Here is a 26,326-nt window from a genome sequence, read left to right on the forward strand (position 1 = left end):
TTTGCAGGTGAAATCAATGACCATTGCAACGATTGATATCGGAGGGACTGGCATTAAGTTTGCTAGTCTAACTCCTGATGGAAAGATTTTAGATAAGACCAGCACCCCAACTCCAGAAACTTTAGAAGATTTGTTGGCTTGGTTGGACCAACGCTTATTGGAACAAGACTACAGTGGAATCGCTATGAGTGTTCCAGGAGCGGTCAATCAAGAAACAGGAGTAATCGAGGGAATTAGTGCCATTCCTTACATCCATGGTTTTTCATGGTATGAGACCCTTGCTCATCACCAGCTACCTGTCCATCTAGAAAATGATGCCAACTGTGTTGGACTTAGTGAACTGCTAGCTCATCCTGAGATTGAAAATGCAGCCTGTGTTGTCATTGGCACAGGGATTGGTGGGGCCATGATTATCAATGGGAAACTTCACCGTGGTCGCCATGGCTTGGGTGGAGAGTTTGGCTACATGACAACCATCGAACCAGCAGAAAAACTCAACAACTGGTCGCTATTAGCTTCTACAGGAAGCATGGTTCGCTATGTCATCGAAAAATCTGGTCAAACCGATTGGGATGGCCGAAAGGTTTACCAAGAGGCTGCAGCAGGCAATGCCCTTTGCCAAGAAGCCATTGAGCGGATGAATCGTAATCTTGCTCAAGGGCTCCTCAATATTCAGTACCTGATCGACCCAGATGTCATCAGCCTAGGTGGCTCTATCAGTCAGAACCCAGATTTTATCAAAGGGGTGCAAAAAGCAGTAGACACTTTTGTTGAAACCTATGAAGAATATACAATTGCTCCAGTGATTCAAGCTTGCACCTATCAGGCAGATGCCAATCTCTACGGTGCCCTTGTCAACTGGTTACAGGAGGAAAACCAATGGTAAGTTTTACAGGACTTAGTCCTAAACAAGTCCAAGCTATCGAAGTATTAAAAAATCACATCTCTCTACCGGATGTAGAGGTGGCAGTCGCTCAGTCTGACCAAGCTTCTATCTCTATCAAGGGTGAGAATGGGCAGTATCAACTGACCTACCGCAAACCTCATCAACTTTACCGCGCCTTGTCTGTGCTGGCAACAGCTTTAGCAGAAGGGGACAAGGTAGAGATTGAAGAGCAGGCGGCCTATGAAGATTTAGCCTATATGGCGGACTGTTCGCGAAATGCGGTTCTAAATGTTGCATCTGCCAAGCAGATGATTGAAGTTTTGGCTCTCATGGGTTATTCAACCTTTGAGCTCTATATGGAAGACACCTATCAGATTGAGGGGCAGCCTTACTTTGGTTATTTCCGTGGGGCTTATGCTGCTGAAGAGTTACAGGAAATCGAAGCCTATGCCCAGCAGTTTGACATGACTTTTGTTCCTTGTATCCAGACCTTGGCCCACTTATCAGCCTTTGTCAAGTGGGGTGTTAAAGAAGTCCAGCAACTTCGTGATGTAGAGGACATTCTCCTCATTGGCGAAGAAAAAGTTTACGACCTAATTGACGGCATGTTTGCGACTTTGTCTAAGCTCCAAACACGCAAGGTCAATATCGGCATGGACGAAGCCCACTTGGTTGGTTTGGGACGCTATCTCATCTTAAACGGTGTTGTGGACCGTAGCCTCCTCATGTGTCAACATTTGGAGCGCGTGCTGGATATCGCAGACAAGTATGGTTTCCACTGCCAGATGTGGAGCGATATGTTCTTCAAACTCATGTCAGCAGATGGCCAGTACGACCGTGAGGTGGAAATTCCAGAAGAAACGCGTGTTTACCTTGACCGTCTCAAAGACCGTGTGACCTTGGTTTACTGGGATTATTACCAAGATAGCGAAGAAAAATACAACCGTAACTTCGGTAATCACCACAAGATTAGCCAGGATATTGCCTTTGCAGGTGGTGCTTGGAAGTGGATTGGTTTCACACCACACAACCATTTTAGCCGCTTAGTAGCTATTGAAGCCAATAAAGCCTGCCGTGCCAACCAGATTAGGGAAGTCATTGTGACCGGTTGGGGAGATAATGGTGGTGAAACAGCTCAGTTCTCTATTCTGCCAAGCTTGCAAATCTGGGCAGAACTCAGCTACCGAAATGATTTAGACCGTTTGTCAGCTCATTTCAAGACCAATACAGGGCTATCCGTTGAGGACTTTATGCAACTGGATCTTGCCAACCTCTTACCAGACCTGCCAGGTAATATACATGGTATCAACCCTAACCGCTATACCTTTTATCAGGATGTTCTCTGCCCAATTCTTGACAAGCACATGACTCCTGAACAGGACAAACCTCACTTTGCCCAGGCAGCTGAGACTCTTGCTGCTATTAAAGAAAAAGCTGGAGTCTATGCTTATCTTTTCGAAACTCAGGCCCAGTTGAATGCTATTTTAAGTGGCAAGGTTGATGTGGGACGACGCATTCGTCAAGCCTATCAAACAGGTGATAAAGAGAGCTTGCAACAAATTGCTAGGGAAGAATTACCAAAACTCAGAAACCAGATTGAAACCTTCCACAAGCTCTTTAGTCAGCAATGGTTGAAAGAAAACAAGGTCTTTGGCTTGGATACAGTAGATATCCGTATGGGTGGGCTCTTGCAACGCATCAAGCGAGCAGAAAGTCGTATTGAGGCTTATCTTGCTGGTCAAATTGACCGCATCGAAGAACTAGAAGTAGAGATTCTGCCATTTAATGATTTCTACGGAGATAAGGACTTTGCAGCGACGACAGCTAATCAGTGGCATACCATTGCGACAGCTTCGACTATTTATACGACCTAATCCAAAAGGGTATCTTTAAAGAAAATGAATTTTAAGGAGGAGAAGGATTTCCAATGAAAAGAGGAATTTCTTCTCCTTTTTTCTCCATTTTTAAGGCTATGTCATAAATTTGTAGAATTTTTTCTATAATTAGGAGTTTGAAAAAGTTTTCATAGAGTTTTATAATAAAAAATGTAAACGTTACCAAAAAATAAAATGACAAAGGGGGGAGTCAGATGAAAAAGTTTGTTAAGACCTTGAGAGAAAATTTTATTTTCTTCTTGATGGTTTTACCAGGTGCAGCGTGGTTGATTTTATTCTTCTACATACCTGTTTTGGGAAACGTTGTCGCATTTAAAGACTATCATATCACCGGAGAGGGATTTATTGATAGTGTAATGAAGAGTAAGTGGGTAGGATTTGATAACTTCAAATTCCTCTTTAGTTCTAAAGATGCTTATATCATTACAAGAAATACCGTCCTTTACAACCTAGCCTTTATTTTCTTGGGCTTAATTGTTTCTGTTGGGATTGCCATTATCTTTAGTGAGATGCGTTCCAAACGGTTGGTTAAAGTGTTTCAAACATCAATGTTGTTCCCCTATTTCTTATCATGGGTTATCATCAGCTTCTTTACAGATGCTTTCTTAAACGTCGATAAAGGCTTGATTAACCACATCTTAACATCACTTGGGATGAAAGGAATCAACTTCTATACAGAGGTTGCCATTTGGCCAGCGCTTCTCCTCTTCTTAGGAATCTGGAAAGGCTTTGGTTATAGCAGTGTTATGTACTATGCAACCATCATGGGGATTGACCCAACCTTCTACGAAGCCGCAACAGTGGACGGAGCATCTAAGTGGCAGCGAATCCGCCACATTACCATTCCTCAGTTGGCTTCCTTGATCACGGTCTTGACCATCCTTGCCATCGGAAATATCTTCCGTGCTGACTTTGGATTGTTCTACCAAATCCCACATAACTCAGGTGCCCTTTATAGTGTGACAAACGTAATTGATGTCTATGTCTACAACGGACTTGCTAAATCAGGAGATATTGCGATGGCCGCAGCGGCTGGTCTTTACCAATCAGTTGTCGGATTGATTCTCGTTTTACTTTCTAATATTGTAGCACGTCGGATTGATAAGAATGCAGCGCTCTTCTAGAAAGGAGGATACCATGGCAAAATCAAAAATTAAAAAAGAAAAAGTTGATAATGTTGGGATCCACTCCTTCAGTAAGAAAGCAGACATCTTCTTTAGTAGTATCGTTGGCTTGGTTGCTCTATCCTGTATCTTGCCCTTTATCTTCGTTGTCATGATTTCCTTGACAGATGAACAAAGTTTGGCAATTCACGGCTTCCAATTTTGGCCTGCTAAATTCGGTACAGATGGCTATCTTTTCCTTGTTCAATTTAAGGATAAGATTCTTCAAGCCCTCTTTATTACCTTGTTTGTAACGATTGTAGGGACAGCATGTAATGTTTTCATTACAACGACCTATGCCTACGCGATCTCTCGTAGAACCTTTAAGTACAGAAACTTCTTTACTGTCTTTGCCCTCTTGAGTATGCTCTTTAGTGCAGGGATGGTACCAGGATATATCGTTACCACTCAGTTGCTTCATTTAGGAGATACCGTTGGAGCCCTCATCATTCCGATGTTATTGAGTCCTTTTAACATTATCTTGATGCGGACCTTCTTCAAACGGACGATCCCAGAAGCCATTCTTGAGTCTGCTCGGATAGATGGAGCCAGTGAGACACGGATCTTCTTCCAGATCTGTTTGCCACTTTCTCTCCCAGGGATTGCGACCATCAGTCTCTTCACAGCCCTCGCCTTCTGGAATGACTGGTTCAACGCTCTCCTCTATATCAAGAGTGAAAACCTCTATCCCCTTCAATACTTGCTGATGCAAATCCAAAATAATATGGATTACATCTCTAAATCCGTCGGTGCATCTAGCCAAATCGCTGGTGCGGTCCAATCCCTTCCTAAGGAAACTGGACGGATGGCCATGGTGGTGGTGGCAACAGTTCCAATCGCTATCCTCTATCCATTCTTCCAACGTTACTTTGTAAAAGGATTGACCATCGGTGGTGTGAAAGAGTAAGCGAACTTTTCTCACCCACCCTACATTATGTTAATAAAGAAAAATAAAAAAGGAGTTTTTCTTATGAAAAATTGGAAAAAATATGCTTTAGCTTCTGCTAGCGTTCTCGCACTTGGAGCAACTCTTGCTGCTTGTGGTAACTTGACAGGTGATAACCAAAAATCATCTAAGAGTGAAGATGGCAAAACAGTTATCAAAATGTACCAAATCGGTGATAAACCGGATAACTTGGATACCTTGTTAGAAAATGCCAACAAGATCATCGAAGAAAAAGCTGGCGTTAAATTAGACATCCAATACCTTGGTTGGGGTGACTACGACAAGAAGATGAACGTTATCATTTCATCTGGTGAAAGCTACGATATTGCCTTCGCAAACAACTATGTCATCAACGCTCAAAAAGGTGCTTACGCTGACTTGACAGACTTGTACAAGAAAGAAGGAAAAGAGCTCTATGAAGCACTTGACCCAGCTTACATCAAAGGGAATACTGTAAACGGCAAGATCTATGCTGTTCCAGTTGCAGCCAATGTTGCATCTTCACAAAACTTTGCCTTCAACGGACCACTTCTTGAAAAATATGGTATCGACATCTCAAATGTAAAAGACTATGCTTCTCTTGAACCAGTCTTGAAAGCGATCAAAGAAAAAGATCCAAACGTTGTTCCATTCGCAATGAACAAGAGCTACGGTGGACCTTCTGATGACTTCGATTACATTGCAGTAGATGGACTTCCATTCGTTGTCGATTTGCAAGGTGACACAACTAAGATCGTTGACCGTTACACTATTCCACGTTATGTTGAAAACTTGAAGACTCTTCATAAATACTATGAAGCTGGCTACATTCCAAAAGACGTAGCTACAAGCGACACTGGATATGACCTTTCTCAAGATACTTGGTTGGTACGTGAAGAAACAGTAGGACCTGCTGACTACGGTAACAGCTTGCTTACTCGTGTAGCAAACCGTAAGATCGAAATTAAACCATTCACTCAACTTTACAAGAAGAACAACACTACTCAAGTTGCAAACTTTGTCATCTCAAACAACTCTAAGAACAAAGAAAAAGCAATGGAAGTATTGAACCTCTTGAATACAAACCCAGAACTCTTGAACGGTCTTGTTTACGGACCAGAAGGCAAGAACTGGGAAAAAGTTGAAGGTAAAGAAAACCGTGTGAAAGTCTTGGATGGCTACAACGGAAACACTCACATGTCTGGATGGAACACTGGTAACAACTGGATTCTTTACATCAACGAAAACGTAACGGATGAGCAAATTGCACAATCTAAGAAAGACTTGGAAACTGCAAAAGAATCTCCAGCACTTGGATTCATCTTCAATACTGAAAACGTGAAATCAGAAATCACTGCCCTTACTAACACTTTGAACCAATTCACAAGTGCCATCAATACAGGTACAGTAGATCCTGAAGTTGAAATTCCTAAGATGCTTGAAAAATTGAAATCAGAAGGTGCCTACCAAAAAGTATTGGATGAAATCCAAAAACAATACGATGAGTACCTTGCAGCTAAGAAATAAGCTAACATTACTTGCTTAAGTCTATCAAAAGACTTTGAGGTCTTCGCACTTCAAAGTCTTTTCTGTTGATGATTTTGAAATCGAAACCATCAGGGGAAATGTGCTATAATATAGGGTATAATCATCAGTTGTACTAGGGAAACTATACTAAGTCGTAAGCTCCCCTCTACAGCAAATGAACATGGAGACAAATTATGGGAAGAATGATTGAATTAATTTTTACAAGGGTCTACTTAGCCATGTTGGCAACAGGGATCTTTTGGGCTTTAACCTTCTGTGGAGGGATCCTGTTTGGATTTGGGCCAGCTAGTGCAACGATTATGAGTCTATATGCCGAACATGGATCTGATTACAAGCAATATGGTTGGTCTGAGGCTTGGGCGCTCTATAAAGAAAATTTCCGTCGAGCCAACCAGGTTTTCTATACATTTTTTTCAATCGAAGCCATTCTTATTTATGGCATGTATCTGATGGTTCAATTGCCCCACTTGTCCCTGTTTCAGATTTTTATCTTATTGGTCAATTTGATTTTCTTATTGGTGGCTCCCCTGACTTTTGCAGTCTATCTCAAGCTTCAAGTCCATTTTGACTTGTCCTATCTCAACAGCTTGAAGTTGAGTTTCATTGGTGCTTTTCTGGATATTCGTGCAGTGACCAAGTTTCTCTTGGGGACCTTTCTTCTAGGGGTTGTTACCCATTTCGTTCCGGCTTTGTTTTTCTTTGTTTTACTGGGCTTGTGGCATTTCTTTGTCAATGACATTTTTCAACCCGTCTACGAAACAATTCGCTCTAAAGTGGTTTCTTAATTATGAAAAAAATATGGTTAGCGACTCTTTTGAAGTTCTATGCCTATATCATGGTGGGGATCATCACGACCTTAGGCGTAACAGTATCCTTGGTCTATTGGCATAATCAACGGGCAGAGACGGATCGAATCGCTCAGTTGATTTCCTCGCGCTTGACTGCTGAGGTAGAGGATATCTACAAAAGATCGACACAATGGGGAAAGAGTCTGGTAGAAAACCCTGCCAAGCTCGAAGGAGTTTACAAGTACTTTTCAATGTCGCCTTCTGAATACGAAAGTTGGCGACTGGACAATTACTTTTCCAACTATATTCAAGTCTCCCTGCACCGCAATGTTGAGACTCTTTACTTGGAACACGACGCACTCGACCAAATCGATTTGGTGTTAAACGATTATACAACGGTCTTTGTTTCCAGTAAGAATAAAAAAGGGGGAGAACAAGTTCCAGCGGATCAATACATAGCTAGCTCGCAAGCCATCCCAGTCTCCTTAACGGATGTTACGACTGGCCAGGATATTGGACTAGCCTACATTAAAATCAATCCAGCACTTTTGGATTCTGTTGTCGACAATATTCAAGACACGATTCCAGTAGCCGTCCAGATCTATAATCCCTTGGGGAAGGTTTTTTACCACAGAGGGGATATCAACCCTAAAGATCATAGCCAGTGGATTGTGCGAGATACTGCTTACGGCTATCAAATCTGGGTTGGAATCCCGACCTCTTACACGGTTCGAACAGCCTTATTTAGTTTTACCTGGATGATTTCGATCGCCCTAATCCTGGTCTTGGTCTTGTATCTCTTGCTTCAACGTATTTTCCGTAATTACCAAAAACAAGTGTTGGATTTGGTGGATACCATGGAAGCCATCAGCCAGGGGGATTCCGAGCGACGGATCAATGTGGATACCAAAGAGCAGGAGCTCCTCTTAGTTGCGGAAATGACCAATACCATGTTGGACAATATGGACAAGTCTATCCGGGATATCTATCAGCTACAACTGAGTCAAAAAGATGCCAACATGAAGGCCTTGCAAGCGCAGATTAATCCGCATTTCATGTATAATACCATGGAGTTTATTCGCATGTATGCAGTCATGCAGGATCAAGAAGAATTAGCCGATATTATTTACGAATTTAGTAGTCTCCTTCGAAACAATATTTCAGAGGAGAAAGAGACGACCATCGAAAATGAGTTGGAATTTTGTAGAAAATACAGCTATCTCTGTATGGTACGTTATCCAAAATCGATTGCCTATGGCTTTAAAATTGAACCCGGTCTAGAAGAGATGATTATTCCGAAGTTTACTCTTCAGCCACTAGTAGAAAATTACTTTGTCCATGGGATTGATCACAAGCGCAAAGATAATGTTATTAGCATCAAAGTCCGTCGTGTTGGAGAAGCGGTGGAAATTCGTGTTCAAGACAATGGGAGAGGAATGGAACCGAGCCAGTTGCAACGGATCCAACAAATATTGAGTCATAGGGATCCTCGAGAAGAAGTAGAAGAAAGTAAGGGACGGCAATCCATTGGGATTGTCAATGTCCACGAGCGTTTCCTTCTCTACTTTGGGGATCGTTACCACATTCAAATTACATCAGAAAAAGGAAAAGGTGTCCTCTATACGATTACCATCGAGGATGCTTAAGAGGAAAAAATCGTGTATAAAGTCTTATTGGTTGACGACGAATATATGATTACGGAGGGGTTGAAAAAACTGATTCCCTTTGAAAAATGGGACATGGAAGTTGTTTACACAGCAGAGGATGCAGATCAGGCCTTGGCCTATGTTGCGGATTATCCAGTGGATATCGTGATTACGGATGTCAATATGCCAGGAAAAACTGGTCTGGAAATGATTGATCAAATGCAGTCCATTCTTCCCCATGCAGCCTATATCATTATGTCGGGGTACCAAGATTTTGCTTATGTAAAAAAGGCTCTGAATCTCCGGGTAGCAGACTATCTGTTAAAGCCTGTCAATAAGGTGGAGCTGGGGAATATCCTAGAAAAATTATCTCAAACTCTAAAAAAACCAGACCAAGAGACAGCCAATCGCCTCCTTCATGAAGACTGGTCAGAGGAAGAATTCGAACAAGCCATTCGGGGGAGAAAACAACTCTGGATTGGGGTGGATAAGGAGAGGAAAGGCTTTGCCAGTTCGTCTTATCAGGTCTTAGGAAAAAATCTTCAACTCTATCTTTCAGATGAGGATGAGGGAGCTTTCCTACAGCGCCGTTTCCAAGCACCTTACAAAGAACATTTTCAACAATTTAAAGAGCTTGTTGAACGAAGCCTGTTTTATGGGGATCTCCCTCTGGAAGAAGAAGATGGGGTCTTTAATTACTACGAACCCATCTACCGTGTCATCATCCAGGGGAATATCCAACAGATTTTAGAGGAGTTGACTTGGTTGGAAGAAACCGTGAAAAGCCATACTCCAAAAGTGGCGATAGCCAAGCAACTCTTTATTCAGTTCATTATGGATGTCTTTCATTTATTTGAACATCTGCAGGGAGATGATCTGACAGAAGTTGTGAAGGCTGTTCATGAGACAACGACTTTCGAGGATCTTGTTACCTGCGTTCGGCACCAATTGGAGACTTTCTTCTCTCAATATCGAATGAACAATAATGTGGCGACCGTCTTAGAAGTAATTGGGCGCGACTATCGGAAGGAACTGTCGCTCAAGGTTATCAGCAAGGATCTCTATATCAATCCTGTTTATTTGGGGCAATTGATCAAACGTGAGACCAATTCCACCTTTGCGGAACTCCTGAATAAACAACGGATCAAAGCAGCTCAACAGTTGCTGTTATCCACAACGGAAAGTATCGAAGATATTTGCTATGAGGTCGGCTACAGTAATGTCGGTTACTTTTATAAAGTATTCCGCAAGTTGTGTGGCAAGTCTCCCAAAGCCTACCGTCAACAAATCGGCGTAGAGGAAAGTGACTAATCTGAAAACACGAAAAATACCCTCCATTTTTAATCAATGGAGGGTATTTTTAAATGCTTCTTCCGATTAAAATCGTAGCAGAAATGGTGACCTGAGTCAGATCGGTCCAGTCAATCTGAGCTGGATCGACGTGAAAGAGGAGAGGCGTCATGCTCAGAAGAGCCTCTCGCAATGCTGGTGTGAGTTCGAAGGTTTCCTGGCAATGGATGGTGTTTTCAATCGTAAAATGATCAGAGAAATGTTGAATAATCTGCTCATTGGAATAATCGGCCTGATCCAGGTGGTCCTTCACCTTCTGACGAATCTCTTGCAGATGGGTGGCTGTTGGGATGACCTTGATAAGGCGACCGTCTGGGGCCAGGACCCGTTTAAATTCCTGATAATTTGCTGGCGAAAAGATATCTAGGAGCAGGTCCATGCTCTGGTCTAAAAGAGGGAGACGGGCTAGATCTCCGACAAACCACTTGACCTTCCATTCCTGGTCGCTTTTGGCAGCCAGTTGGATCGATTCCTTAGATAAATCAAAGGCGTAAAAGGAATGGTCTGGATAGCGTTCTTGCAAGCTGCGCGAATAGTAGCCTTCTCCGCAACCAATATCTAAAATGTTGGCTGGATGGTCCAGTGGAGACAAGCATTCTGACAGACTAGTGAGGATATGGTCGTAGAAACCGTTCTCTAGAACGAGTTGCCGGTTTTGAAAATTCTCTTTGTCATAGTCCTTAGAAGCCTTCACTTGTGGGGCTAAGTTCACATAGCCGAACTTAGCCAAGTCAAAGGAGTGGCGGTTCGTGCAGACCAAGCTTTGTTGGATCAGGTCGAGGGCTTCTTGACAGATGGGACAGGCAAAAGCAGTGGCTGTTTGAAATCGTTGTAATTTTGGTTTGATCGTCATAATACTTCTAGTGTACCAAAAAACCTCTGAAAGTCATAGCTTCAGAGGTCTTCTTTTTAGTAAGTCAAAACAAAGTATTTTTTCTTACCGCGACGGATAACGGTCAATTCATTTTCTAATTTATCGCTATCGCTCAAGACATAGTCAAGGTCTTGGATACGTTCGCCGTTGACGTAGATAGCTCCATTTTGAACATCTTCGCGGGCTTGGCGTTTGGAATTCACCACGCCAGAAGATACAAGCAATTCTACGATATTGTGGTTTTCGTCTGCTTGGACTTGGTAGTTTGGCACACCACGAAGGCCTTGTTTGAGTTCTTTGACAGAAAGGTTTTTGATGTTTCCTGCAAAGAGTTGCTCCGTGATGTTAAGGGCTTCTTTGTAAGCTTCTTCGCCGTGGACAAGGGTGACCACCTCACGCGCCAAGACTTTTTGAGCCAAGCGTTCGTGTGGCGCAGCTTCAAACTGTTTGCGGATCTCTTCAATCTCATCAAGAGACAAGAAGGTAAAGATTTTCAAGAAGCGAACAGCGTCAGCGTCCATGACATTCATCCAGAATTGGTACATTTCGTATGGAGAAGTCTTTTCAGGGTTGAGCCAAACCGCATTCCCTTCAGATTTACCAAATTTCTTACCAGTCGCATCTGTAATGAGGGGAACAGTGATGACGTGACCGGTCTTATCCGCCTTCCGACGAAGCAACTCTGTACCAGCTGTCATATTTCCCCACTGGTCAGAACCACCGATTTGCAAAGTGACATTGTGTTCTTGGTTCAGAACAAAGAAGTCATAGCCTTGCATGATTTGGTAGGCAAATTCAGTGTAAGAAATCCCTGTTTCAATCCGCTTTTTCACAGATTCCTTGCTCATCATGTAGTTGACAGTAAAGTATTTTCCGATGTCGCGAAGGAAGTCAATGAAGCTGATGCTGCCAAACCAGTCGTAGTTATTGACCATGACAGCCTTATTTTCCCCATTTTCAAAATCTAAGAAACGAGACAATTGCCCTTGGATAGAAGTGACCCAACCGTCTACAGTCTCCTTAGTTTGTAAACTGCGCTCGGCATCTTTGAAAGAAGGGTCTCCAATGAGTCCGGTCGCACCACCGACAAGCGCATAAGGTTTGTGGCCTGCCAATTGTAAGCGACGACTGGTCAAGATTGCAACAAGGTGCCCAAGGTGCAAACTATCAGCAGTTGGATCGTAGCCAGTATAATACGATACTTGTCCTTCTTCTAGGGCTTTACGCAAAGCATCTTCGTCAGTCGTTTGGAAAATCAAACCACGTTCTTTTAGCTCATCAAAAATGTGCATCGTTCTCTCCTTTTCTAAGCTACTGGCCGGATCGATGAAAACAGCCCAGTATCTGTATGGTTTCTCTCTATTTTACCATAATGACTTGAAATAGCAATGAATGGACGAAAAAAATCCAATCGGAAGCAGTGTTCGCAACTTTAGGAATTGAAAAGAAAGAGGTCCATTTGGTATAATAGGAAGGACAAGGAGAAATAGAGTGAGTCAAATGAGAGAATTTTTTACAAAGTGCGGGAAGAAAATAAAAGACTTCTTTGCCAAGATGACTGTTGAAGTCGATGAGAAAGAAGACAAGGAGGGCTGGTCACTAGGAGATTTCGTGGCAACGATTCTCCGGACCATGAAACTCCTTTGGGATGTGCTATTGGTGTTTGCTTTAGGTGGTCTCTTGTTTGGTGCAGGGATTGCGATTGGCTATGCAGCCAGCCTCTTTAATGAGACAGAGACACCGGATCCGACCCAATTGGTTCAACAAGTGCGAAATATTTCGAGTGTTTCAAAGATTTCCTACTCAGATGGAAGCATCATTTCTGATATTGACAGTGACTTGATTCGGATTCCTGTCCAAAAGGATGCGATTTCGGACAATGTCAAAAAGGCTGTTATTGCAACTGAGGACGAAAATTTTAATAGCCATAACGGGGTTGTTCCGAAAGCGGTAATCCGGGCTACCTTGGGTTCAGTTGCTGGAGTAGGGTCCTCTAGTGGTGGTTCGACTCTGACCCAACAGTTGATCAAACAACAAGTTGTGGGAGATGCACCGACCTTCTCACGGAAGGCCGCTGAGATTATCGATGCCCTTGCTCTGGAACGGGTAATGGATAAGGACGAAATTTTAACGACCTACCTCAATGTCTCTCCATTTGGTCGAAACAACCGGGGACAAAATATCGCAGGAGTGGAAGCTGCAGCTCAAGGGATTTTTGGTGTTTCTGCCAAAGACTTGACTGTTCCACAGGCAGCCTTCATTGCTGGTTTGCCACAGAGTCCAATTGTCTACTCACCTTACGCTTCTGATGGCAGCCTCAAGACCCCAGAAAATCAAGCTTTAGGCTTGGATCGTGCCAAGGATGTCTTGTACAACATGTATCGGACAGGTGCTATCAGCAAGGAAGAGTACGACCAGTATAGTCAATATGATTTGAGCAAGGATTTCCTTCCGTCAAATGGCATCGAGAAGACGCCGCACGACTACTTGTATTTCCAAGCCGTTAGTGAAGCGGAAGATGCCATGTATGAGTATCTAATCAAGAGAGACAACGTCTCTAGCCAAGACCTAAAAAACAATTCGACGGTTAAATCTTATCAAGAGTTGGCGAAGAAGGAATTGAGAGAGGGTGGCTATACGGTCCAGACCACTATCAACAAAGCTATCTACAATGCCATGCAAGAAGCAGTTGCCAATTATGGCGGTATCTTGGACGATGGGACGGGTACGGTAGAAGTCGGGAATGTCCTCATGGACAACCGAACAGGAGCGATTCTTGGCTTTGTTGGGGGACGGAATTTTGACGGGAATCAGAATAACCACGCTTTTGATACAGAGCGTTCTCCAGGATCTACCATTAAACCCTTGCTGGCTTATGGAATTGCCATTGACCAAGGCTTGATGGGAAGCAATAGTATCGTTTCCAATTACCCAACTAACTTTTCTAGTGGAGAGCCAATTATGCACGTGGATAACCGAGGAACTGGTATGATGGACCTCCGAGAGGCCCTCAATACCTCATGGAATATCCCGGCTTATTGGACCTATCGTACTCTCCGTGAAAAGGGTGTCGATGTCCCTGGCTATATGGAAAAAATGGGCTATGATATCGCTGAGTACGGCATTGAAAGTTTGCCAATGGGAGGCGGGATCGAAGTAAGCGTCGCCCAACATACAAACGGTTATCAAACCATTGCCAATAATGGGAATTACCAAAAACGCTACATGATTGAAAAAATCATGGATCAAAACGGAAAAGTTGTTTACCAGCACGAAAGCAAACCAACTCGAGTCTATTCAGCAGCAACTGCGACTATCATGCAGGACCTGTTAAGAGGTGTCATTAGCTCTGGTGCGACAACGACCTTCAAGAGCCGAATCAGTCAGGTCAACCCAACCCTTGCTAATGCCGATTGGATCGGGAAAACCGGAACTACCAATGAGAATGGAGATATGTGGCTCATGCTGTCTACTCCAAATCTCACCTTAGGTGGCTGGATTGGACATGACAACAATGCTTCTATGGCTCCGTTGACAGGTTACAACAACAACGCAAGTTACATGGCCTATTTAGCCAATGCTATCTATCAAGCAGATCCAAATGCTTGGGGCGTTCAAGATCGCTTCACCCTAGATAGCAGTGTCATTTCATCGACTGTTCTCAAATCGACAGGACAACGACCTGGTCGTGTCAATGTCAATGGTCGTGATATCGACGTGTCGGGTGCGACGGTTACCAGCTATTGGGCTAAAAATGGTGCTCCACAAACGACCTACCGCTTTGCGATTGGTGGATCAGACAGTGATTATGCTAGCGCTTGGGCTGGAATCTTAGGTGGTTCAGCTAATCCTTCCAATGGAAATCGCAATACCAACCGAACAAACAATTCGAGCACGCCAAGTAGTTCATCATCGAGTGGACAAAACCGGTAAAAATTATCAGGGACAATACCATAAAATCGTTTTCATGTCTAGAGAAAAACTTGTGTTTTTTGTGAAAATACGATATAATAAGGACAAGTAATTTGTCGTGCGCTTTATTTGAAATATTGTCCAAATAGAAGCTTACAGCAGTTAAATCAAACTTTATAAAAGTCGATTTAGCTGCTCTTTTTGTGCCTATTTTTAGAAAAAACCGAGTTTGTCACACAAACTTAATCTTTCTAAAAATTCCAAAAAGGATGAATGATACGGAGGAGTTTTCTTCTCACGTGATGTAGATCACACCCCCTTCATAACGTCGTTTCGATTGGATCAGAACTATTCTGATGTGGTCAGAAGCGATCTAGAAACCGGATCTTCAGAGAGGGGCTTCCCCTAGCTGGCATCCTAGTATAGAAAAGGAGTTAAAACTTTGGCAGGACATGACGTTCAATACGGGAAACATCGGACCCGTCGTAGTTTTTCAAGAATCAAAGAAGTTCTTGATTTACCAAATTTGATTGAAATCCAAACGGATTCATTTAAAGATTTTCTGGATCATGGTTTGAAAGAAGTTTTCGAAGATGTATTGCCAATTTCGAACTTCACAGACACAATGGAGTTGGAATTCGTCGGCTATGAAATCAGAGAACCAAAGTATACCTTGGAAGAAGCACGTATCCATGATGCGAGCTATTCTGCCCCAATCTTTGTAACCTTCCGCTTGGTCAACAAGGAAACAGGCGAAATCAAAACTCAAGAAGTCTTCTTTGGTGATTTCCCAATCATGACCGAGATGGGAACCTTTATCATCAATGGTGGAGAGCGGATCATCGTATCTCAGCTCGTACGTTCACCAGGTGTCTACTTCAATGATAAGGTGGACAAGAACGGTAAGGTTGGCTATGGATCAACGGTTATTCCGAACCGTGGAGCTTGGCTAGAGCTTGAAACAGACTCAAAAGATATTGCTTATACTCGTATCGACCGTACGCGTAAGATTCCATTTACGACCTTGGTTCGTGCCCTTGGTTTCTCTGGGGATGACGAGATTTTTGATATCTTTGGGGATAGCGAATTGGTTCGCAACACTGTTGAAAAAGATATCCACAAAAACCCAATGGATTCTCGTACAGATGAAGCCCTCAAAGAAATTTATGAGCGTCTTCGTCCAGGTGAGCCAAAAACAGCGGAAAGCTCACGTAGCTTGTTGGTAGCCCGTTTCTTTGATCCACGTCGTTATGACTTGGCCCCAGTTGGTCGCTACAAGATCAACAAGAAACTCAATATCAAGAACCGTTTGTTGAACCAAACGATCGCAGAACCATTGGTAGATGCTGAAACAGGAGAAATCCTTGTAGAAGCTGGTACCGTGATGACACGCGATGTCATCGACAGCATCTCAGAACATTTGGACGGTGATTTGAACAAGATTGTCTACACTCCAAATGATTCAGCAGTATTGACAGAACCAGTCGTTCTTCAAAAATTCAAGGTTGTGGCACCAACGGATCCAGACCGCGTTGTTACCATCATCGGCAATGCGAATCCAGATGATAAGGTTCGTACCATCACCCCAGCCGATATCCTTGCTGAAATGAGCTACTTCCTTAACTTGGCTGAAGGTCTTGGCCGAGTGGATGATATCGACCACCTTGGAAACCGTCGTATCCGTGCCGTTGGTGAATTGCTTGCCAACCAAGTGCGTCTTGGACTTTCACGGATGGAACGTAACGTTCGTGAACGGATGTCTGTTCAAGATAACGAAGTATTAACACCTCAACAAATCATTAACATCCGTCCAGTAACTGCAGCAATCAAAGAATTCTTTGGATCTTCTCAATTGTCCCAGTTCATGGACCAACACAACCCACTTTCTGAGTTGTCCCACAAACGTCGTTTGTCTGCCTTAGGGCCTGGTGGTTTGACACGTGACCGCGCTGGATATGAAGTCCGTGACGTGCACTACACTCACTATGGTCGTATGTGTCCGATCGAAACACCTGAAGGACCAAACATCGGTTTGATCAACAACTTGTCATCCTATGGACACTTGAACAAGTATGGTTTCATCCAAACGCCATACCGTAAAGTAGACCGTGAAAAAGGTGTGGTCACCAACGAAATCGTTTGGTTGACAGCTGATGAAGAAGATGAGTACATCGTAGCCCAGTCCAACTCTAAGTTGAACGAAAAAGGTGGTTTTGCTGAGCCAATCGTTATGGGACGTCACCGTGGTAACAACCAAGAGTTCCCATCTGATCAAGTCGACTACATGGACGTATCTCCAAAACAGGTAGTTGCCGTTGCGACAGCATGTATTCCTTTCTTGGAAAACGATGACTCCAACCGTGCCCTCATGGGTGCCAACATGCAACGTCAGGCTGTGCCATTGATCGATCCAAAAGCGCCTTACGTGGGTACTGGTATGGAATACCAAGCAGCCCATGACTCAGGAGCTGCAGTCATTGCGCAACATGATGGGAAGGTTACTTATGCCGATGCTGACAAGGTAGAAGTTCGTCGGGAAGATGGATCTCTTGATGTTTACCATATCCAAAAATTCCGTCGTTCAAACTCAGGTACGGCTTACAACCAACGTACCCTTGTAAAAGTTGGCGATGTCGTTGAAAAAGGCGACTTTATCGCAGACGGTCCATCGATGGAAAAAGGGGAAATGGCCCTTGGTCAAAACCCAATCGTTGCCTACATGACATGGGAAGGTTACAACTTCGAGGATGCCGTTATCATGAGCGAACGCTTGGTGAAAGAAGATGTCTACACATCTGTTCACTTGGAAGAATTCGAATCAGAAACGCGCGACACTAAGTTAGGCCCTGAAGAAATCACTCGTGAAATTCCAAACGTTGGGGAAGATGCTCTCAGAAACCTTGACGAAATGGGTATTATCCGTATCGGTGCGGAAGTAAAAGAAGGCGATATCTTAGTTGGGAAGGTGACACCGAAGGGTGAAAAAGATCTTTCTGCTGAAGAACGTCTCCTCCACGCGATTTTTGGAGATAAATCTCGTGAAGTGCGTGATACTTCTCTTCGTGTACCTCACGGTGGAGATGGTGTCGTTCGTGATGTCAAGATCTTTACGCGTGCAAACGGAGATGAATTGCAATCTGGTGTCAACATGTTGGTTCGTGTTTACATCGCACAAAAACGCAAGATCCGCGTCGGAGATAAGATGGCCGGTCGTCACGGAAACAAAGGGGTTGTATCCCGTATTGTTCCTGTTGAAGACATGCCTTACCTTCCAGATGGTACACCAGTTGATATCATGTTGAACCCACTTGGGGTGCCATCACGTATGAATATCGGTCAGGTTATGGAACTTCACCTTGGTATGGCGGCTCGTAACTTGGGTATCCACATCGCAACACCAGTCTTTGACGGAGCAAGCTCAGAAGACCTCTGGGATACCGTTCGTGAAGCTGGTATGGATAGCGATGCCAAGACCATTCTTTACGATGGTCGTACAGGTGAGCCATTTGACAACCGTGTTTCTGTCGGTGTCATGTACATGATCAAGCTTCACCACATGGTTGATGATAAACTCCACGCTCGTTCTGTCGGACCATACTCAATGGTTACCCAACAACCACTCGGAGGTAAAGCTCAGTTTGGTGGACAACGTTTCGGGGAAATGGAAGTTTGGGCCCTTGAGGCTTATGGTGCGTCTAATGTCCTTCAAGAAATCTTGACCTACAAGTCAGACGATGTCAACGGACGTTTGAAAGCTTATGAAGCGATTACCAAAGGAAAACCAATTCCAAAACCAGGTGTACCAGAGTCCTTCCGAGTACTCGTGAAAGAATTACAATCACTTGGATTGGATATGCGTGTCTTAGATGAAGATGATAAAGAAGTCGAACTTCGCGATCTTGACGAAGGGGAAGACGACGATGTCATCCACGTAGATGATCTAGAAAAAGCACGTGAAAAAGCAGCCAAGGAAGCTCGCGCAGCTTTTGAAGCTGAAGGGAAAGAAGAATAATTTAATATGTAGTTCAAGAGGATGGAAAACCTGAGAAGGTTCTCTATCCCAGGCTTTAGGCTTGAAGGAGTGAAGGAAATTCCTTCTCTCCTTCGCCAAAAAGCAGAAGAACATACAATCGATAATGAACATAAAGAAAGGTAAGAAATAGTGGTTGATGTAAATCGTTTTAAAAGTATGCAAATCACCCTAGCTTCTCCAAACAAGGTCCGTTCATGGTCTTATGGAGAGGTCAAGAAACCTGAAACAATCAACTACCGTACATTGAAACCAGAACGTGAAGGTCTCTTTGATGAAGTCATCTTTGGACCGACAAAAGACTGGGAATGTGCGTGTGGAAAATACAAACGGATTCGTTACAAAGGGATCGTTTGTGACCGCTGTGGTGTGGAAGTAACACGTGCCAAGGTTCGTCGTGAACGCATGGGACACATCGAATTGAAAGCACCTGTGTCACACATCTGGTACTTCAAAGGCATCCCTTCTCGTATGGGGTTGACCTTGGACATGAGTCCTCGTGCCCTTGAAGAAGTCATCTACTTCGCAGCTTATGTGGTGATCGATCCAAAAGATACACCGCTTGAGCACAAGTCTATCATGACAGAACGTGAATACCGTGAACGCTTGCGTGAATACGGACCAGGTTCCTTTGTCGCTAAGATGGGGGCAGAAGCGATCCAAGACCTCTTGAAACAAGTGGATTTGGAAGCTGAAATTGCTGTCTTGAAAGAAGAATTGAAGACTGCAACTGGTCAAAAACGTGTGAAGGCTGTTCGCCGTTTGGATGTCTTGGATGCCTTCTACAAATCTGGCAACAAGCCAGAATGGATGGTTCTCAACATCCTTCCCGTGATTCCACCAGATCTTCGTCCGATGGTCCAATTGGATGGTGGCCGTTTTGCTGCCTCTGACTTGAATGACCTTTACCGTCGTGTGATCAACCGGAACAACCGTTTGGCACGTTTGCTTGAGTTGAATGCCCCTGGTATCATCGTGCAAAACGAAAAACGGATGCTCCAAGAAGCCGTTGATGCTTTGATCGACAACGGTCGTCGTGGTCGTCCGATCACAGGACCAGGTAGCCGTCCGCTTAAATCATTGAGCCACATGCTTAAAGGGAAACAAGGACGCTTCCGTCAAAACTTGCTCGGTAAACGTGTTGACTTCTCAGGACGTTCCGTTATCGCCGTTGGTCCGACTCTTAAGATGTACCAATGTGGTGTGCCACGTGAAATGGCCATCGAGCTCTTTAAACCATTCGTGATGCGTGAAATCGTTGCGCGTGACATTGTGCAAAACGTAAAAGCAGCGAAGCGTTTGGTCGAACGTGGAGATGAGCGTATCTGGGATATCTTGGAAGAAGTGATCAAAGAACACCCAGTACTTTTGAACCGCGCACCTACCCTTCACCGTTTGGGTATCCAAGCCTTTGAACCTGTCTTGATTGACGGGAAAGCCCTTCGCTTGCACCCACTTGTCTGTGAAGCCTACAATGCCGACTTTGACGGTGACCAAATGGCCATTCACGTACCGCTTTCAGAAGAAGCCCAAGCAGAAGCTCGTATCTTGATGCTGGCTGCTGAGCATATCTTGAACCCTAAAGATGGTAAACCGGTTGTTACTCCATCACAGGATATGGTTTTGGGGAACTACTACCTCACTATGGAAGAAGCTGGTCGTGAAGGTGAAGGCATGGTCTTCAAAGACCGTGATGAAGCGGTTATGGCCCTTCGCAATGGCTATGTTCACTTGCATACTCGCGTCGGAATTGCGACCGATAGCTTGAACAAGCCATGGACAGAAGCGCAACAACACAAGATTCTCTTGACAACTGTTGGTAAGATCCTCTTTAACGATATCATGCCTGCAGAACTTCCATATCTCCAAGAGCCAAATAATGCCAACTTGACAGAAGGCGTTCCAGCTAAGTACTTCTTGGAACCTGGTCAAGATGTCAAAGCAGCGATTGAGAAATTGGAATTAAACGTTCCATTCAAGAAGAAAAACCTTGGAAATATCATCGCGGAAATCTTCAAGCGCTTCCGTACAACAGAAACATCTGCTTTCTTGGACCGTTTGAAAGACTTAGGTTACCACCACTCAACCCTTGCTGGTTTGACAGTGGGGATTGCCGATATTCCAGTTGTTGAAGACAAGGCTGAAATCATTGAAGAATCTCACAAACGTGTAGAACAAATCACCAAACAGTTCCGTAAAGGGATGATTACAGATGATGAGCGCTACAATGCGGTTACAGCTGAATGGCGTGCAGCCCGTGAGAAATTGGAAAAACGTCTGATTGATAACCAAGATCCGAAGAACCCAATCGTTATGATGATGGACTCTGGAGCCCGTGGTAACATCTCAAACTTCTCACAGCTTGCCGGTATGCGTGGTTTGATGGCCGCTCCAAACGGACGGATCATGGAATTGCCGATCCTTTCAAACTTCCGTGAAGGTTTGAGCGTTTTGGAAATGTTCTTCTCTACTCACGGTGCGCGTAAAGGGATGACCGATACGGCCCTTAAGACAGCCGACTCAGGTTACTTGACTCGTCGTTTGGTTGACGTTGCCCAAGACGTGATCATTCGTGAAGATGACTGTGGAACTGACCGTGGACTTCTGATTACCTCTATTACAGATGGTAAAGAAATGATTGAACCATTGGAAGAACGTTTGACAGGTCGTTATACCAAGAAAACTGTTAAACATCCTGAAACAGGAGAAGTCATCGTTGGTCCAGATACCTTGATTACAGAAGATATCGCTCGCGACATCGTCAATGCAGGTGTTGAAGCAGTGACCATCCGTTCTGTCTTCACATGTAACACTCGTCATGGTGTCTGCCGTCACTGTTATGGTATCAACTTGGCGACTGGTGATGCGGTTGAAGTTGGTGAAGCAGTCGGAACCATCGCTGCCCAATCTATCGGGGAACCTGGTACACAGTTGACCATGCGTACCTTCCACACGGGTGGGGTTGCCTCAAATACCGATATCACGCAAGGTCTTCCTCGTGTTCAAGAAATCTTTGAAGCCCGCAATCCGAAAGGGGAAGCGGTCATCACTGAGGTCAAAGGGGAAGTCACGGCTATTGAAGAAGATGCTTCTACACGTACCAAGAAAGTCTTTGTACGTGGTGCAACTGGAGAGGGAGAATACGTTGTCCCTTACACAGCCCGCATGAAAGTCGAAGTGGGAGATCAAGTCTCTCGCGGTGCGGCATTGACAGAAGGGTCTATCCAACCAAAACGTCTCCTTGCTGTCCGTGATGTCTTGTCAGTTGAAACTTACCTCCTTGCGGAAGTACAAAAAGTATACCGTAGCCAAGGGGTAGAAATCGGCGACAAACACATCGAGGTAATGGTGCGTCAAATGATCCGTAAGGTTCGCGTTATGGATCCAGGAGATACAGACCTTCTCATGGGTACTCTCATGGATATCACAGACTTTACAGATGCCAACCGTGATGTGGTTATTTCTGGTGGGGTTCCTGCGACGGCTCGTCCTGTCCTTATGGGAATTACCAAAGCCTCTCTTGAAACCAATAGTTTCTTGTCGGCGGCTTCCTTCCAGGAAACAACTCGTGTCCTTACTGACGCAGCGATTCGTGGTAAGAAAGACCATCTCCTTGGACTTAAGGAAAATGTTATCATTGGTAAGATTATTCCAGCTGGTACAGGTATGGCTCGTTACCGTAACTTGGAACCACAAGCAGTCAATGAAGTCGAAATTATCGAAGAAATTCCTGTTACAGAAGAAACAACTGAAATGGTTGAAGCAACTGTAGTGGAAGAAAATTAATCCTAAAAGAAGCTTTACTGATCTTCAGTAAGGCTTCTTTTTTATGCCTAAAAATGAATAGAAAGACACTGTTTTCTCCTATAATACCAGGTCAAAAATATGCGTAAATATGAATATATATTTGATAAAATTCATATTTAATGATTTTAAAACAAGCTTTAGAAACATTTGAATGTTAAAATAAATATGGTATAAAAACCAGTCATTTCAAGGGTTTTAAGGACTTGAGGCTCACAAATATTACACATAAATTACAGATTATTAAAAATCCATTAAATGTATTACGAAAGCATTGAGATAGTTTGACTTTTGAAGCTATTGGCGGTAGAATGAATGGGAAATATGTTGTTGATTTTGTTAATAAAATCACAAGGTAAAAAGGTGAGATGATGAAAAAGATTAAAGTGATGGTTGTTTTTGGAACGCGCCCAGAAGCTATTAAAATGGCTCCCCTGGTTTTAGAGCTCCAAAAGCAAAGTGAGACCATTGAAACGATCACAGTGGTAACTGCACAGCATCGTCAAATGCTGGATCAAGTACTAGAAACCTTCCGTATTCAACCGGATTACGATCTAGACATCATGGGGAAAAACCAATCTCTTTTAGATATCACGGCTAGAATTCTTGAAAAATTTGATCCAGTCGTGAAAGAAGTGCAACCGGATATGATTTTGGTCCATGGGGACACAACGACGACGTTTGCGGCTAGTCTTGTTGCCTTCTATAACCAAGTTCGTATCGGTCACGTAGAGGCGGGGCTCAGAACCTTCGATAAGTATTCGCCTTTCCCTGAGGAGATGAACCGTCAAATGACGGATAACTTGGCGGATCTCTATTTTGCCCCAACCAGTGAAAGCAAGGCCAATCTTCTCATGGAACATCATCCAGAGCCGTCCATTTTCATTACAGGGAATACGGCGATTGATGCCCTGCGATTAACAGTACAAGAGGATTATCACCACCAGGTCCTTGATCAGTTGGATCCGCAGAAGAAGTTGGTCTTAGTGACTATGCACCGTCGGGAAAACCAAGGCCAACCGATGCGAGCTGTGTTTGGTGCCTTGAGAGAAATGGTGGATGCCCATCCGGAATTGGAAGTTGTGTATCCAGTTCACCTCAGTCCAGCTGTTCAAGAGGCGGCTAAAGACATTTTAGGAGAGCACGACCGCATTCATTTGATTGCGCCTTTGGACGTTTTTGACTTTCATAACCTCGCATCGAGAAGTTACTTTATTATGTCTGATTCGGGAGGAGTTCAGGAGGAGGCCCCTTCTCTAGGCAAGCCTGTCTTAGTCCTTCGGGATACGACCGAACGTCCAGAAGGTGTCAAAGCTGGAACTTTAAAATTGGTCGGAACCGACCCTGAGCGCGTGAAGGAGGAAATGACGGCTCTGTTAACGGATCCAGATCTGTATCAAAAAATGGCTTCGGCTCGAAATCCATATGGAGATGGGAAGGCATCTGAGCGGATTGTTCAAGCCATTCAGCACTATTATGGCCTCGTTGACTCGGTATCTGAATTTATAGAGGGAGAGATTTAGGAATGAAAAGAAGGAATTATTTAGGAGACTGGATGCTTATTTTAGTCGGCTTTGTATTGGCCGTCCTGATATACTGTCTATTCTTTGCACGGGAAATTATCATTGAGGAAGCTCTCTTTCTCGTGTTAGCCTTGTTTGCCTCTCTTGTCTTATCCAATTTGCTTCTGACCTGGACGATTTTAATTTCAGTCGGTTTAGGAATTGTCTTTCTGGTGGCAGGAGTTGTGTATATCCCTGCAAACCAGGCACTGTTATTGCTTTTCTCTTTCCCTATTCTGATTGGAATACTATCAAAAATTCGCTACTACTTATTTAAAGAAGTTGCCAAGGTTCAAAATCAAGAAGAAGACGCTGGAGTTGCCTACCGTGGCTTGCTGGAACACTCAGGTGTTCAACAAGAACAGAAATTACAAGCTCTTTTGATTCATTGGTCGCATGAGGAACTCTTCTATCAAATTCATCCTCGTGAGTACAATCGGACGCTGAACCAAATTCATTATCTGATTGGCCACCATTTGATACAAGATGAGAGACTTTATTATGTTTCAGATGGCAATTTCCTAGTACTTACGAATAGTCAGCAACGAAATTTGCAAGAATATTATCAGTTGTATTTAAAAAATCAATTAGAATCTCTGGTCTTTAAGGGAGAAGACGGTAATCAAGCGATTCAATTCCAAAAAGGATACTTGGTGGTGGATTCGACCAATCGGACGAAATTCCATAGCTACCAGGAAGCCATTAGTAACTTGAAACGTCAACTTGAAACGGATATTATTGTGGAATATTAGGAGGAACCGATGACTCTTACAAACCTATTTTTTGGGCTAGCCTTAGGGATTAGTCTATTCTTTGCGGTGTGCTTCTGTGCATTATTCATTGCCTACTTGGTCATCTACCATCGGGTAAACAAAAACTTTAAGGCGGTGGACCATGATTAGTCAAATTTTAATGATTTTCACCTTGATTTCTATCTGGTTGTCTCTAGCCTGGGGCTTGGTGATCTTGATTTCAGCGGTTCAATTCTGGTTGAAACACAGTGATTTCCGTGTGGATACAAGCCCGCTTCTCTATTATCCTAAAGTAACTATCGTGGTACCTGCCCACAATGAAGATGTGGTGATTGCTCAAACTGCTAAGGCGATTTTGGATATGAATTACCCTCATGATCGTGTGGAGTTGCTTCTATTTGCAGATAACTGCTCGGATCGTACCTATGAGGAATGTCTAGCTGTCAAATCCCTTCCGGAATACGCTGGCCGAGACGTGACCATTATTGACCGTACCGGTACAGGTGGGAAAGCTGGAGTATTGAATGATGCCTTGAAGATGGCGACAGGAGATTATATCTGTGTCTATGATGCGGATGCCATGCCTGAGAAAAATGCTCTTTATTTCTTGGTCAAGGAAGTTCTTAAAGATCCAGAACGCCATGTTGCTTCATTTGGACGCAACAAGACGAGAAATGCCAACCAGAATTTCTTGACGCGTTGTATCAACCAAGAAATCGTCGTGACCCAACGGGTTCACCACGTCGGGATGTGGAATCTCTTCAAAATCGGACGGATTCCAGGTACCAACTTTATTATCCAAACAGAATTTGTCAAAAGTATCGGTGGTTGGAAGAATGGTGCCTTGACGGAGGACACGGATATTTCCTTCAAGATCATGCAAAGCGGAAAACTGATCGCTTTGGCCTACAACTCGGAAGCCTTCCAACAAGAGCCAGAGACCCTAAAAACCTACTACATGCAACGGAAACGTTGGGCAAAAGGGAACTACGAGGTTGTACTTTCCAACTTTAAACACTTATTTGGCAAAGGAAACTGGCGTGTTAAGTTAGAAGTCTTTAACTATTCTTGTATCTTCTTTTGGTTTAACTTTGCCATTGTTCTTTCTGATTTGGATTCTGTCAATAATTTTGTGTAAACACTCAAGTAAAGTTGCGGAGTGTTAATCAAATAAGCTTTCAAGTGTGTCAG

The 26,326-nt window shown here is 43.7% G+C and carries 16 protein-coding genes and 1 pseudogene; 15 read left to right on the forward strand and 2 right to left on the reverse strand.

The features are described 5' to 3' along the window. Window positions 1–16: 16 nt before the first annotated feature. The 8 genes from K1J10_RS03960 (at window position 17) to K1J10_RS03995 (ending at window position 10,162) form a co-directional block, all read left to right on the forward strand. Window positions 17–886, forward strand: coding sequence for an ROK family protein (locus K1J10_RS03960; protein WP_223355943.1), 870 nt, complete (start codon window positions 17–19; stop codon window positions 884–886). Beyond that, window positions 880–2,760, forward strand: a complete 1,881-nt coding sequence (locus tag K1J10_RS03965) for a beta-N-acetylhexosaminidase (RefSeq protein WP_223355944.1) — start codon at window positions 880–882, stop codon at window positions 2,758–2,760. Before K1J10_RS03960 ends, K1J10_RS03965 begins: the two co-directional genes overlap by 7 nt. A 215-nt stretch (window positions 2,761–2,975) precedes the next feature. Further along, on the forward strand, window positions 2,976–3,905 hold the full coding sequence (locus tag K1J10_RS03970; RefSeq protein WP_048691310.1) for an ABC transporter permease: 930 nt from the start codon (window positions 2,976–2,978) through the stop codon (window positions 3,903–3,905). 13 nt (window positions 3,906–3,918) lie between these two features. Then, window positions 3,919–4,851: a carbohydrate ABC transporter permease gene (locus tag K1J10_RS03975; protein ID WP_195612386.1), complete on the forward strand. Its 933-nt coding sequence runs from the start codon at window positions 3,919–3,921 to the stop codon at window positions 4,849–4,851. A 63-nt stretch (window positions 4,852–4,914) separates the two neighbouring features. Next, window positions 4,915–6,396, forward strand: coding sequence for an ABC transporter substrate-binding protein (locus K1J10_RS03980; protein ID WP_135783139.1), 1,482 nt, complete (start codon window positions 4,915–4,917; stop codon window positions 6,394–6,396). Between the two features lie 194 nt (window positions 6,397–6,590). Beyond that, a complete protein-coding gene (locus K1J10_RS03985) occupies window positions 6,591–7,202 on the forward strand; it encodes a YesL family protein (RefSeq protein WP_223355945.1) in 612 nt (203 codons plus the stop codon). 2 nt (window positions 7,203–7,204) lie between these two features. Beyond that, window positions 7,205–8,851 (forward strand): sensor histidine kinase, encoded by a 1,647-nt coding sequence (locus tag K1J10_RS03990; RefSeq protein WP_223355946.1) that lies wholly within the window; start codon window positions 7,205–7,207, stop codon window positions 8,849–8,851. Between the two features lie 12 nt (window positions 8,852–8,863). Beyond that, the gene (locus K1J10_RS03995; protein WP_223355947.1) at window positions 8,864–10,162 is read left to right on the forward strand and encodes a response regulator transcription factor; all 1,299 of its coding nucleotides are present in this window, start codon (window positions 8,864–8,866) and stop codon (window positions 10,160–10,162) included. 49 nt (window positions 10,163–10,211) lie between these two features. On the opposite strand, the gene K1J10_RS04000 is transcribed toward K1J10_RS03995, so the two are convergent. Continuing rightward, on the reverse strand, window positions 10,212–11,054 hold the full coding sequence (locus tag K1J10_RS04000) for a methyltransferase domain-containing protein (RefSeq protein WP_223355948.1): 843 nt from the start codon (window positions 11,052–11,054) through the stop codon (window positions 10,212–10,214). A 56-nt stretch (window positions 11,055–11,110) separates the two neighbouring features. Further along, entirely contained in the window at window positions 11,111–12,367 is a 1,257-nt protein-coding gene (gene tyrS, locus K1J10_RS04005) for a tyrosine--tRNA ligase (RefSeq protein WP_048717469.1), read from the reverse strand. A gap of 199 nt (window positions 12,368–12,566) precedes the next feature. Between tyrS and pbp1b the strand changes: the two genes are divergently transcribed. The 7 genes and pseudogenes from pbp1b to K1J10_RS04040 all read left to right on the forward strand — a co-directional run. Further along, on the forward strand, window positions 12,567–15,008 hold the full coding sequence (gene pbp1b, locus K1J10_RS04010) for a penicillin-binding protein PBP1B (protein WP_223355949.1): 2,442 nt from the start codon (window positions 12,567–12,569) through the stop codon (window positions 15,006–15,008). 421 nt (window positions 15,009–15,429) lie between these two features. Beyond that, window positions 15,430–18,999: a DNA-directed RNA polymerase subunit beta gene (rpoB, locus tag K1J10_RS04015; RefSeq protein WP_048717467.1), complete on the forward strand. Its 3,570-nt coding sequence runs from the start codon at window positions 15,430–15,432 to the stop codon at window positions 18,997–18,999. A gap of 150 nt (window positions 19,000–19,149) precedes the next feature. Beyond that, complete coding sequence (rpoC, locus tag K1J10_RS04020) at window positions 19,150–22,803, forward strand: DNA-directed RNA polymerase subunit beta' (protein WP_223355950.1); 3,654 nt, start codon at window positions 19,150–19,152, stop codon at window positions 22,801–22,803. 389 nt (window positions 22,804–23,192) lie between these two features. Continuing rightward, window positions 23,193–24,344 (forward strand): non-hydrolyzing UDP-N-acetylglucosamine 2-epimerase, encoded by a 1,152-nt coding sequence (gene wecB / locus K1J10_RS04025; protein ID WP_223355951.1) that lies wholly within the window; start codon window positions 23,193–23,195, stop codon window positions 24,342–24,344. 2 nt (window positions 24,345–24,346) lie between these two features. Further along, the gene (locus K1J10_RS04030; protein ID WP_223355952.1) at window positions 24,347–25,135 is read left to right on the forward strand and encodes a hypothetical protein; all 789 of its coding nucleotides are present in this window, start codon (window positions 24,347–24,349) and stop codon (window positions 25,133–25,135) included. Window positions 25,136–25,144: 9 nt separating this feature from the next. Then, a complete protein-coding gene (locus K1J10_RS04035; RefSeq protein ID WP_006595142.1) occupies window positions 25,145–25,285 on the forward strand; it encodes a hypothetical protein in 141 nt (46 codons plus the stop codon). Next, window positions 25,278–26,249: pseudogene (locus tag K1J10_RS04040) on the forward strand (glycosyltransferase family 2 protein); the annotation flags it as partial. The gene K1J10_RS04035 and the pseudogene K1J10_RS04040, both read left to right, overlap by 8 nt. Window positions 26,250–26,326 lie beyond the last annotated feature (77 nt).

This window comes from Streptococcus australis (assembly GCF_019930045.1).
GTDB classification, from domain to species: Bacteria; Bacillota; Bacilli; order Lactobacillales; family Streptococcaceae; genus Streptococcus; species Streptococcus australis_D.